The 12,009-nt window shown below is 73.9% G+C and carries 9 protein-coding genes; all 9 read left to right on the forward strand.

Annotation, left to right across the window (positions count from 1 at the left end; genetic code table 11):
• Positions 1-213: 213 nt before the first annotated feature.
• The 9 genes from ACIQPQ_RS24275 (at position 214) to ACIQPQ_RS24315 (ending at position 11,987) form a co-directional block, all read left to right on the forward strand.
• Positions 214-1,587 (forward strand): MFS transporter, encoded by a 1,374-nt coding sequence (locus ACIQPQ_RS24275; RefSeq protein WP_401307023.1) that lies wholly within the window; start codon positions 214-216, stop codon positions 1,585-1,587.
• A gap of 95 nt (positions 1,588-1,682) precedes the next feature.
• A complete protein-coding gene (locus ACIQPQ_RS24280; protein WP_401307026.1) occupies positions 1,683-2,732 on the forward strand; it encodes a beta-ketoacyl-ACP synthase III in 1,050 nt (349 codons plus the stop codon).
• A complete protein-coding gene (locus ACIQPQ_RS24285) occupies positions 2,729-2,971 on the forward strand; it encodes an acyl carrier protein (RefSeq protein WP_401307029.1) in 243 nt (80 codons plus the stop codon). The genes ACIQPQ_RS24280 and ACIQPQ_RS24285 overlap by 4 nt, the downstream gene beginning before the upstream one ends.
• A gap of 43 nt (positions 2,972-3,014) precedes the next feature.
• Entirely contained in the window at positions 3,015-3,905 is an 891-nt protein-coding gene (locus ACIQPQ_RS24290; RefSeq protein WP_401307032.1) for a TauD/TfdA dioxygenase family protein, read from the forward strand.
• Entirely contained in the window at positions 3,902-4,450 is a 549-nt protein-coding gene (locus ACIQPQ_RS24295; RefSeq protein ID WP_401307034.1) for an FcoT family thioesterase, read from the forward strand. The genes ACIQPQ_RS24290 and ACIQPQ_RS24295 overlap by 4 nt, the downstream gene beginning before the upstream one ends.
• A 25-nt stretch (positions 4,451-4,475) precedes the next feature.
• The gene (locus ACIQPQ_RS24300) at positions 4,476-6,068 is read left to right on the forward strand and encodes a long-chain-fatty-acid--CoA ligase (RefSeq protein ID WP_401307037.1); all 1,593 of its coding nucleotides are present in this window, start codon (positions 4,476-4,478) and stop codon (positions 6,066-6,068) included.
• A gap of 83 nt (positions 6,069-6,151) precedes the next feature.
• Positions 6,152-6,409 (forward strand): phosphopantetheine-binding protein, encoded by a 258-nt coding sequence (locus ACIQPQ_RS24305; protein ID WP_401307040.1) that lies wholly within the window; start codon positions 6,152-6,154, stop codon positions 6,407-6,409.
• Positions 6,396-10,856: an amino acid adenylation domain-containing protein gene (locus ACIQPQ_RS24310; protein ID WP_401307043.1), complete on the forward strand. Its 4,461-nt coding sequence runs from the start codon at positions 6,396-6,398 to the stop codon at positions 10,854-10,856. Before ACIQPQ_RS24305 ends, ACIQPQ_RS24310 begins: the two co-directional genes overlap by 14 nt.
• A 93-nt stretch (positions 10,857-10,949) precedes the next feature.
• A complete protein-coding gene (locus tag ACIQPQ_RS24315; protein WP_401307045.1) occupies positions 10,950-11,987 on the forward strand; it encodes an ABC transporter substrate-binding protein in 1,038 nt (345 codons plus the stop codon).
• The last annotated feature ends 22 nt before the right edge of the window (positions 11,988-12,009 follow it).

Genomic DNA, 12,009 nt, shown 5'->3' on the forward strand with positions numbered 1-12,009 from the left:
AACAGTGCATCGATAAACCATCCGGCAGTCCGGTGCTGCCGGATTTCAGTGCTGCCCTGAAAAGGAATGGGAAATAAAAGTGAACGTGTTTCCGGCAGGCCGTTTTCAAGCCCTCCGGGCGATGTTATGGTGACTGAAAATGATCGATCGAATCGATTTCCGGACATGAATTCACCGTTGTATTCCGGCGGGGCGAGGGGAGGAAAGCGACCGGTGCGGGCACGGCTCACCCTCCTCGTCCTGGCGCTGGCCCAGCTGGTCATCGCACTCGACTACAACATCGTCTACGTGGCCCTGCCCGACATGGGCGACGACCTCGGCTTCGCCCCGCACGACCTCCAGTGGGTGGTCAGCGCCTACGTCGTCACCACGGGCGGCTTCCTCCTGCTGGGCGGCCGGACCGCCGATCTGCTGGGCAGACGCCGGGCGTTCGTCGTCGCCGCCCTGCTGTACGCGGGTTCCTCACTGGTCGGCGGAGTCTCCCCGTCGGCGGGCGTCCTGGTCGCGGCCCGCGCGGTGCAGGGCCTCGGCGGCGCGCTGCTCTTCCCGGCCACCCTCGCCCTGATCAACACGCTCTACGCGGAGGGCCCGGCCCGCAACCGCGCCCTGGCGGTCTGGGGCGCGGCGGGAGCAGGCGGACTCTGCTTCGGCTCGCTGCTGGGCGGGGTGCTCGTCGAGACGTTCGGCTGGCCGTCGGTGTTCTTCGTCAACGTGCCCCTCGCGGCGGCGCTCGCCTGGGCGGCCCTGCGGCTCTTCCCGGCGGACGCTCCACGGACGTCCGCACGCGGGTTCGACGTCGCGGGCGCCCTCACCGGCACGGGCGGGATCACCCTCCTGGTGTTCCTGCTCGTCCACGCCCCCGAGGCGGGCTGGACCAGCCCGTCCGCGGTGCTGAGCGCGGTGGCCGCGGCGGCCCTGCTGACCGTCTTCGCCCTCGTGGAGACCCGCTCCCGCGACCCCCTGCTGCCGTCCCGGCTCCTCGCCCACCGGCCGCTGCTCGCCGCCACCGGAGTCACCGCCCTCTACGGCGCCACGTTCAGCGCCCTGCCGTACTTCATGACCCTCTACTTCCGCACCGTGCGCGAGTACAGCGCCCTCGTGACCGGCCTGGCCTTCCTGGTCCCCGCGCTCGTGACCGCCCTCGGCACCCAGGCGGGCGAACGGGCCGTCGCCCGCGTCGGCGTACGGCGCATGCTGGCCGGCGGCATGGCGCTCGGCTCGGCCGGTGCCGCCGCCCTCGGGCTCGCGCTCACGGCGGACGGCTCCTACCCCCTGCTGCTGCCCGGCATCGTGCTGCTCGGCATCGGCCAGGGCGCCGCCTGGACCGGCATGTGGATCGTCGCCGCCTCCGGCGTCGACGCACACGACCAGGGGATCGCGTCGGGTCTGGCCTCGACCACGCTCCAGGTCGGGGGCGCGGTCGGCCTCGCCCTGCTGGTCGCCGTCTCCGGCGGCGTCGCCCAGGGCCCGTCCGACGGCGCCGTGCTGACCGGACTGCGCGCCGCCGTCCTCACCGTCGCCGTGGCGCTCGGCTGCGGTGTCCCGCTCGCCCTGGCCCTGCGCAGACCCACCACCGTCACCGCCTAGACCGCTCCCTCACCAACCACCCGGCCCGCTGCCTCACCCCCCCGGCCCGCTCCCGTCCCCCCTCGCTCCCTTCTCACCCCACGAGGAGATCAGCCGTGCCCCGCTCCACCTCCGGACCGCCCGCACCGGCGGCCGTCCTGTGCGGACTGGCCGGATGGGTGCCGCCCCGCGTCGTCACCAACGGCGAACTCGCCACGCGGCTCGACACCGACGACGCCTGGATACGCACCCGCACCGGCATCCGCCGCCGCCACGTCGCCGAACCCGGCCAGGCCACCTCCGACCTCGCCGTCGAGGCGGGCCGACGCGCCCTGGACTCGGCCGGCGGCCCGAACCCCGACACCGTCGTCGTCACCACGACCACCCCCGACCGGCCCTGCCCGGCGACCGCGCCCGTGGTCGCCGCCCGGCTCGGTCTGACCGGCGCCGCGGCCTTCGACGTGGGAGCGGTCTGCACCGGATTCGTCTACGGCCTCGCCACCGCCGCCGGACTGATCGCCGCCGGGGCCGCCCGCCGGGTCCTCCTCGTCGGCGCCGACACCTACTCGACGATCGTCGACCCGCTGGACCGCACCAACGCGATCATCTTCGGCGACGGAGCGGGCGCGGTCGTGCTGCGCGCGGGCGACCCGGACGAGCCGGGCGCCGTCGGCCCCTTCGACCTCGGCAGCGACGGCACCCACGAGGACCTCATCACCGTCGCCGCGGGCGGCTCCCGGCAGCGCTCCACCACCGCCGAACCCACCCACGCCGAACGGCACTTCGCCATGCGCGGCCGGGAGGTCTACCGGCACGCCGTGACCCGGATGGCCGCCTCGGCCCGCACCGTGCTGTCGGCGGCCGGGTGGCAGCCCGGCGACGTCGACCACTTCGTCCCGCACCAGGCCAACCTGCGCATCCTGCACTCCGTGGCCGACGACCTGGGCCTGCCCCGGGAACGCTGCGCGGCCCACCTCGAGACCGTCGGCAACACCGGGGCGGCGTCCATCCCGCTGGCCCTGGCCGACGCCGTGGCCCGGCGGCGCGTCGCCCCCGGCGACCGGCTGCTGCTCACCGCCTTCGGCGGCGGCCTCACCTGGGGCTCCTGCGTCCTGACCTGGCCGTCGCCCGCCGACACCCCGCGACCCGAACGGATCACACCATGACCTCCACCTACGACCGGCTCGTGCGGATCATCGCGGCACTCCACGACCTGCCCGCCGACCTCACCCGCCCCGAGGCCACCCTCGGCTCCCTGGACATCGACTCCCTCACCACGGTCGAGATCAGCATCCGCATCGAACGCGACCTCGGCGTCACCGTCGGTGACGAGGAACTGGAGCCCGACCTCACCCTCGGACAGATCGCCGACCTCGTCGACTCCCGCCGCACCACCACGGTCTGACCCACCCACGATCCGACCCACCCCCGAGAGGACATCCGCAGCCATGAGGATCACCGACCAGCCCGGCGCCGCCTTCGGCGTCACCGTCGAGGACTTCGACCACACCACCGCGTCCGACACCGACATCGACGCCCTCAAGTCGGCCGTCTACACGAAGAAGATCGCCGTCCTGAAGGGCCAGGACCTGACGCCCGAGCAGTTCCTCGCCCTCGGCACCCGCCTGGGCCGCCCCGAGACGTACTACGAGCCGATGTACAAGCACCCCGACGTGCCGGAGATATTCGTCTCCTCCAACGTCCCCGAGGGCGGCCGGCAGATCGGCGTCCCGAAGACCGGCAAGTTCTGGCACGCGGACTACCAGTTCATGCCCGACCCCTTCGGCATCACCCTCATCCACCCCCAGGTCGTGCCCGAGAAGAACCGCGGCACCTACTTCATCGACATGGGCCGGGCGTACGAGCGGCTGTCCGAGGACCTGAAGAAGGAGATCGCCGGGACGCGCTGCCGGCACTCGGTGCGCAAGTACTTCAAGATCCGCCCGCACGACGTCTACCGCCCGATCTCCGAGATCATCGAGGAGGTGGAGACCAAGACCCCGCCGGTCCTCCAGCCCACCACCTTCACCCACCCGATGACCGGCGAGACCGTCCTCTACCTCAGCGAGGGCTTCACCGTCGGCATCGAGGACGAGCACGGCGAACCCCTCGACGAGGAACTCCTCAAGCGCCTCTTCGAGGCCACCGGCCAGCTCGACGACACCTTCGAGCACGAGGGCATCCACCTCCAGAGCTTCGAGAAGGGCGACCTGCTGGTCTGGGACAACCGCAGCCTCATCCACCGCGCCCGCCACACCACCACCCCCGAGCCCACGGTCTCCCACCGCGTCACCGTGCACGACGAGCGCAGGCTGTACGACGGGATGCCCGCCGCGTGACCGCCCGCGCCGCCGACCGCCCCGCCGCACCCGCCCCCCGGTCCCACCCCACCGACGCGGACCTCCTGGCCCGGGTCCTGACGCCCTACAAACCGCACTGCAAGTACCTGACGTCGGCCGAGGTCACGGCCGCGGACGGACTCCCCTCCGCGGCGTGCGCGTTCGCGATCCCGGAGTCCTGCTACATCGACGACACCGGCCATCTGAACTCGGTCGAGGTCAACATCGCCTACAACCAGATGATGTACTACCTGGTCGCCCGGTCCGTCCGGGACGGCCTCCTCACCGGGTTCGAGGACTGGACGCTGGACGACTTCTGGCGCCACCAGCTGCCCGACATCCTCATCGCCCGCTTCTCGTCCAACTTCCGGCGGCCCGTCGACCCCCGCTCCTTCACCGGGGAGATGGAGTTCCGCTCGGTGACCCGGCGCACCCCCGGCGGCGGCGCCCCCTTCCTGCACGCGCAGACCGCGTTCCGCTACCAGGACGCCGAGGGCGGCCGGTGCGACGGCGAAGTGACTCTCGCCTTCGTCAACCTGCCCTGACCGATCCACCGACGGGAGACCCCAGATGGCGACCACGCCGACCCCGGCGCCACCCCCACGCCCCGGCGCCGCGCTCCACCACCCCGAGCTGACGAATCTCGTCGACACCAGCCGCTTCCACGCCCGCCACCGGGGCGGGACCGCCGCGGTGCTCTGCGAGGGCCGCACCCTCACCTACGCGGACCTGGACACCGCGGCCAACCGCACGGCCCACGCCCTGCGCGCCGCGGGCGTCACCGAGGGCGACCGGGTCGCCTACCTCGGCAAGGAGTCCGAGCACTACTACGAGGCCCTCTTCGCCTGCGCCAAGACGGGCGCCGTCCTCGTGCCCGTCAACTGGCGGCTCACCGCGCCCGAGGTGAGCCACATCCTCGGGGACTCCGGCACCCGCCTGCTGTTCCTGGAGGACGAGTTCGCCCCGATCGTCGCCGCCCTGCCCACCGCACCGCCGCGGACCGTCGTCCCCGTGGACGCGATCGCCGCCTGGCGCGCCGGACACCCCGACACGGACCCCGGGTTCGAGCCCGGACCGGACACCCCCGTCGCCCAGCTCTACACCAGCGGCACCACCGGACTGCCCAAGGGCGTCGTCCTCGCCCACCGCAGCTTCTTCGCGATCCGCGACGCCCTGGCGGACGGCGGACTGGACTGGATCGACTGGCGGGCCGGGGACATCGCCCTCGTCGGCATCCCCGGCTTCCACGTCGGCGGACTCTGGTGGGCCACGCAGAACTTCAACGCCGGGACGACCGTGGTGGCGATGCGCGCCTTCGCCGCCCGGCAGGCCGTCGACCTCATCCGCGACCTCGGCGTCACCACCGCCTGCGTGGTCCCCGCCATGCTCCGCATGATGCTCACCGAACCGGGCGTGAGCGCCGAGGACTTCACCACCCTGCGCAAGACGGTCTACGGCGGCTCCCCGATCTCCGAGGCACTGCTGGAGGAGAGCCTCGCCGTCCTGGACTGCGAGTTCGCCCAGATCTACGGACTCACCGAGACCGGCAACACCGCCGTCTGCCTGCCCCCGGCCGCCCATGTCCCGGGCGGGACGCTCATGCAGGCCGCCGGACACCCCTACCCGGGGGTGCGGGCCAAGGTCATCGACGGCCAGGGCCGGGAACTGCCCCCCGGCGCGATCGGCGAGGTCTGCCTGCACACCCCGGCCCGCATGGTCGGGTACTGGGGCCTGCCCGACAGGACCGCGGAGACCCTGGTCGACGGCTGGATCCACACCGGCGACGCCGGATACGTCGACGAGGACGGCTACGTCTTCATCCGGGACCGCATCAAGGACGCCATCCTCGTCGCAGGGGAGAACGTCTACCCCGCCGAGATCGAGAACGTGCTGGAGCACCATCCCGCGGTGGGGGAGGCCGTCGTCGTCGGCGTCCCCGACGAGCGCTGGGGCGAGAAGGTCCACGCCTTCGTCGTGCCCGCCGCCGGAACCCGGCCCACCGCCCGGGACCTGCACACCTTCCTCGTCCCACGGCTCGCCGCGTTCAAGCTGCCCGCCGGATACGAGTTCACCGACCACGTCCCGCGCAACCCGAGCGGCAAGATCCTCCGCCGCGCACTGCGCGACCGCTTCTGGAACGACGCGGCGCGCAAGGTCAACTGACCGGCCCGCGCCCGCCGTTCCCCGGCGGGCGCGGACCCGCGCCCGCGCCACCCCGCCGCACGAGTCACCGAGAGAGAGCCCCCATGCCCCGACCCCTCACCCTGGACCGTTTCCGCGCGGACCTGGCGGAGTGCCTGTTCCTCCAGCCGGACGAGGTCGACCTGGCGGCCAGCCCGCTCGACGCGGGACTGGACTCGCTGCGCATCGTCACCCTGCTGGAGCGCTGGCAGGAGGCGGGCGCGCAGGTCACCTTCGTCGAACTCGCCGAGCGCACCACCTTCGCCCAGTGGTGGCAGCTCCTCACCGAGCGCACGCCGGGAGCGGACCGTGCCGACGCCTGAGCCCCGCACCGCGCCCGCCGCGGAGCCCCGGCCGCTGCTCGCCGCCCAGGAGGGCATCTGGGCCGGCCAGCAGCTCGACACCGGCAGCCCGGCCTACAACACCGCCGAGTACGTCCGCATCGACGGCCCCGTCGACCCGGACGCCTTCGACCGCGCGCTGCACCACGTCGTCGCCGAGACCGAGGCGCTGAACGTCACCTTCGTCACCGACGCCACCGGCCGCCCCCACCAGGTCCCCACCCCGGCGGGCCGCTGGCACACCCACCACGCCGACCTGACCGGCGAACCCGACCCGCACGCGAGCGCCCTGGCCTGGATGGAACAGGACCTGGCCCGCCCGGTGGACCTCACCCGCGGACCGGTCTTCGGCCACGCCCTCCTGCGGACCGGACCCCGCGAGCACCTGTGGTACCACCGCGTCCACCACATCGCCCTCGACGGCTTCGGACTCTCCCTCGTCGCACGGCGTGTCGCCCAGGTCTACACGGCGCTGGCGGCCGGGGACCCCGTACCGGACAGCGGCTTCGGGACCCTGGACTCCGTCCGCGCCGAGGAGGACGCGTACCGCGCCTCCGCCCGCCACACCCTGGACCGCGACCACTGGACCGCGCGCTACGCCGACCGGCCGCCCGTCGCCACCCCCGCCGACCGCACCGCGCTGCCCGCCCGCACGTTCCACCGGCACACCGGTGACCTCGCCCCCGGCACCGCCGACGCCCTGCGGACCGTCGCCCGCGGCCTCTCCGTCACCTGGTCGGAGGTCCTCCTCGCGGTGACCGCCGCACACCTGCACCGCCTCACCCGCGCCCCGGAGATCGTGCTGAGCCTCCCCGCGACGGGCCGCCTCGGCTCGGTGTCCCTGCGCGTGCCCGCGATGGTGCGCAACATCCTGCCGCTGCGGGTGCCCGTCGCCCCGGCCGACAGCCTCCGCGACCTCGCCCCCCGGATCTCCCGCGAACTGCGCGCCGGGCTGCCCCACCAGCGCTACCGCTACGAGCAACTGCGCCGCGACCTCCGCCTGGTGGGCGGTGCGCGCCGGCTGTCCGGCCCCGGCGTCAACATCATGCCGTTCCCCTACGACCTGACCTTCGGCGGTCACCCCAGCACCGTGCACAACGTGTCCGCCGGACCCGTGGACGACCTCGCCGTCAACGTCTACGACCGCGGTGACGGCACCGGCCCGCGCGTCGTCGTCGACACCCACCCCGAGCTGTACACACGGGAGTGGACGGCGACGTTCCACGCGGAGCTGCTCGCCCTGCTGGACCGGGCGCTCGCCGACCCGGACCGGCCGCTGGCCGGTCCGCGCGACCAGGACGCCGCGACCGTCCTCGACGGCGGCCCGCTGCCGTCCCCGGCGCGGCCCGTCCTGAGCCTCGTCGCCGACCACGCCGCCCGCCGCGGCGGGGCCGTCGCCGTCGAGCACGCCGGCACGCGCCTCACGTACGCCCAGCTCTTCGGCGCGGCCCGCGACGTCGCCCGCGCCCTGGCCGCCCGGGGCGTCGGCCGCGGCGACGTCGTCGCGGTGGCCCTGCCGCGGGGCGCCGACGCCGTCACCGCCGTCCTCGGCGTCCTGATGTCCGGCGCCGCCTACTGCCCCCTGGACCCCTCGGCCCCCGCCGACCGCACCGCTAGCCTCCTGGCCGGGACGGAGCCCGCCGCCGTCCTGACCACCGACGACCACGCGCACCGCTTCCCCGGCCACCTCGTCCTCCCGCCGACCGCCGCGCCCCCGACCGACCCCGGCCCCTTCACCTCCGGTCCCCCCACCTCAGGCGCCCTCGCCTCAGGCGCCTTCGCCTCCGGTCCCCTCACCTCCGGCCCGACCGCCGCCGCGGCCGGGCGGGAGTCCGGCCCGGTCTCCGTCCCACCCCCCGCTCCCGCGGACCTCGCGTACGTCCTGCACACCTCCGGCTCGACCGGGCGCCCCAAGGGGGTGGCCGTCGGGCACGCCGCGCTGGCCCACTTCGTCGCCGCCGCCACCCCCCGCTACGCGCTGCGCCGCGAGGACCGCGTCCTCCAGTTCGCCCCGGCGCACTTCGACGCCAGCGTGGAGGAGATCTTCCTGACGCTGTGCGCCGGAGCCACCCTGGTGATCCGTCCCGACGACATGACCGAGTCGGTGCCCGGCTTCCTCGACGCGTGCGCACGGCTGCGCATCAGCGTCCTCGACCTGCCCACCGCCTACTGGCACGAGGTCGCCTACGCGCTGTCGACCGGCGCCGCCGCCCTCCCCGAGGCGGTCCGCACCGTCGTCATCGGCGGCGAGGCCGCCCTGCCCGAACGGGTCGGACGCTGGCGCAAGGCCGTCGGCACCTCGGTCGCCCTGCTGAACACCTACGGCCCGACCGAGGCCACCGTGGTGGCCACCGTCGCCGACCTGCACGCGCCCGGCCTCGCCCCCGGCGACGTCCCCATCGGGCTGCCGCTGCCCGGCACCCGCGCCGCCGTCGTGGACGGCGAGCTGTACCTGCTCGGGCCCGCCCTCGCCGACGGCTACCGGCCCGAGGTCCCCGACAGCGCCCGCTTCGCGCCGCTCACCGCACTGCCGGGCGCTCCCCGCGCCTACCGCACCGGCGACCTCGTCCGCGTCGGCGACGACGGCCTCCTGCGCTTCCTCGGCCGGGCCGACGCCGAGTTCAAGATCAGCGGACACCGGGTCCAGCCCGCCGAGGTGGAGAGCGCCCTGCTGGCGCTGGCCGGGATCAGGGAGGCGGCCGTCACGGGACAGATCCTCGCGGACGGCACCCGGCGCCTGGCGGCCCACCTCGTGGCGGAGCCCGGGGCGCCGTCCGCCGCGCAGGTCCGGCACGCCCTGCGCGCGGCGCTGCCCGCGGCGATGGTGCCCTCCGCGATCGACTTCGTCGACCGGCTGCCCCGCACCGGCTCCGGCAAGATCGACCGCGCCGCGCTGGCCGCGCCGCCCGAGACGTCCGCCGCGGCGGACGGCGGCCCGCTGGAGGCGGCCATCACCGGCGTCTGGGGCCGGGCTCTCGGCAACGACGGCGTCACGGCCGACGACGACGTGTTCGACCTCGGTGCCCAGTCCCTCCAGGCCATCCAGGTCGCCAACCGGCTGGGCGTCGCCCTCGGCCGCGAGGTGAAGGTGGCCTGGCTCTTCCAGCACCCCACCGCGGCCGCCCTCGCCCGCTTCCTCACACAGCCGGAAGCGGGAAACCCGACGGACGAAGCGAGCACGAGCACCACGGACGCGCCCGGCGCGACGACGGCGCCGGACCCGGTGACCCCGCCGAGCGCGCTGCCCCCGACCCTCCTCACCGACGCCCGCCTCGACCCCGACATCCGCCCCGGCATCCGCCCCGGCAGAAGCAGGGGCCCGCGCCGGGCACCCCGGCGCATCCTGCTCACGGGCGCCACCGGCTTCGTCGGCACCCATCTGCTCGCCCGTCTCCTCGCCGCCACCGACGCCGAGATCGTCTGCCCGGTCCGGGCCGCCGACACGGGCGCCGCCACCGCCCGCGTCCAGGAAGCCCTCGTACGGCACGGCGCCGTCACCGCCGACGGCGCCGCCCACCGGATCACGGCCCTCCCGGCCGACCTGTCCCGTCCCGGCCTGGGACTCTCCGACGACACCCTCGCCGACCTCGCCGCGCACTGCGACGCCGTGTTCCACAACGCGGCGACCGTCAGCATCATGCGCGACTACACCACGCTGCGCGCCGCCAACACCGAGGCGACCCGGCAGCTCCTGCGCCTGGCCGCCGTCACCACGACACCCCTGCACCACGTGTCCACCCTCTCCGTGGCCCCTCCGGCCGCCCTCGCCCCCGAGGTGCCGGAGGCGTTCCTGCCGCCCCACGAGGGCCTGCGGTACGGCTACCAGCAGTCCAAGTGGGCCTCCGAACGGCTCCTGGAACAGGCGGCGGAGCGCGGTCTGCCCGTCTCCGTCCACCGCCTGGGCCGCGTGGTCGGACCCGTCGACACCGGACGCGTCAACGAACGGGACTTCCTCTGGGGCGTGCTGCGCGCCGGAGTCCCCGAGGGCATCGTCCCCGAGCTGTTCGAGGACGAGGTCTGGACCCCCGTGGACTTCGTCGCGCGCTCCCTCGTCCACCTGTGCCTCACCGAGGACGCCCCGGCCGCGGGCCCGGTCTTCAACCACGCCACCCTCCCCAGGGTGCGGCTCGCGGACGTCTACGCCTGGGTGCGGGAGTACGGCTATCCGGTACGGACGCTGCCGCTCGCCCGGTGGCGCGAGCGGCTGCCCCGCTCGGCCGACGCCGCGGCCACCACGCTCGCCTTCTTCGACGCGGCCGACCAGGACCCCGCCCGCACCGACCTGCGCCTCGGCCACGTCCGCTCCGACCGGGTCCGGGCGGGCCTGGAGCGCGGCGGCATCACCTGCCCGCCCCTCGACCGGGACCTGTTCTTCCGCTCCCTGGACCACTGCGTCCGCACCGGGGTGCTGCCCGCGCCCGCCGAATAGGTCCCGACGGCCGGGAACCCGGCGCCCCTTCACCCCGACTACTGCAACAGAACCGTCACCCCCCCGCACGTCACCCGCACGCAAGGAGCCCGCATGTCGATCCACCGGCCGGCCGCCGCAGCCCTGGCCGCCGCCCTCTGTCTGCTCACCGCGGCATGCGGCTCGTCGACCGACGACAAGGCGGGCGACCGGCAGACCGAGGCCGCCGCGCCGAAGTCCGGCTACCCGGTCACCCTCGACAACTGCGGCCAGAAGCAGACCTTCGACAAGGCGCCCGGCCGGGTCGTCGTCATGAACGGCGCCTCCGTGGCCGAGGTGTCCACCCTGCTCGCCCTCGGCCTCGGCGACAAGATCGTCGCCAACCAGCAGACGTACGGCATGTCCGAGGTCCCCGGACGCGCCGACGCCATCAAGAAGCTGCCCACGGGCGACGTCAAGCTCAACGACGCCTACGACGTACCGCGCGAGGCCATGATCGGCCTGCGCCCGGACCTGGTGCTGTCCACCACCTCGTACGGCTTCGACGAGAAGAACGGCTTCGCCACCCGCGACCAGCTCAAGGAGGTCGGCGCCCGCACCTACGTCTCCCCGACGGGCTGCGACCAGGACACCTCGAAGATGACCATCGACGACAGCTACCGGCTGCTGCGCGACATGGGCAAGGTCTTCGGCGTCGGCGACAGGGCCGAGGAGGTGATCGCCGCCTCCGAGAAGAACATCGCGGCCGTCTCGGACAAGGTGAAGGGGGAGAAGCAGCCCAAGGTGATGGTGCTGTTCTCCAACATGTCCATGGGCGGCAACGACTTCAGCTCCGTCGTCGCCAAGGGCATCTACAACGACATCCTCGCCGAGGCGGGCGGCACCAACGCCTTCGAGAACGCGTCCAAGACGTCCTTCGCCGACCTCAGCAAGGAGAAGGTCGCGGCCACCGACGTCGACGCCCTCGTCGTCATCGCCTACAACGACCCCGACCCGGCGGCCTACGCCAAGAAACTGCTCAAGGAGTTCCCCCAGTGGCCGGCCGCCAAGAACAACGCCTACGTGACGCTGTCCGACTCGATGTACCTCGGCCCCAGCAACGACCTGGCCGTGCGGAAGATCGCGGAGATGCTGCACCCGGACAGCCTCTGACCCGACCGGCCCGGCCCGACCG

Source organism: Streptomyces sp. NPDC091281 (assembly GCF_044757425.1).
In the GTDB taxonomy this organism is placed as follows: domain Bacteria; phylum Actinomycetota; class Actinomycetes; order Streptomycetales; family Streptomycetaceae; genus Streptomyces.

Bases quoted from the DNA above. Each gene is read 5' to 3' on its own strand.
- ACIQPQ_RS24285 (WP_401307029.1), top strand. From the start codon at position 2,729: ATGACCTCCACCTACGACCGGCTCGTGCGGATCATCGCGGCACTCCAC.
- ACIQPQ_RS24290 (WP_401307032.1), top strand. From the start codon at position 3,015: ATGAGGATCACCGACCAGCCCGGCGCCGCCTTCGGCGTCACCGTCGAG.
- ACIQPQ_RS24300 (WP_401307037.1), top strand. From the start codon at position 4,476: ATGGCGACCACGCCGACCCCGGCGCCACCCCCACGCCCCGGCGCCGCG.
- ACIQPQ_RS24305 (WP_401307040.1), top strand. From the start codon at position 6,152: ATGCCCCGACCCCTCACCCTGGACCGTTTCCGCGCGGACCTGGCGGAG.
- ACIQPQ_RS24315 (WP_401307045.1), top strand. From the start codon at position 10,950: ATGTCGATCCACCGGCCGGCCGCCGCAGCCCTGGCCGCCGCCCTCTGT.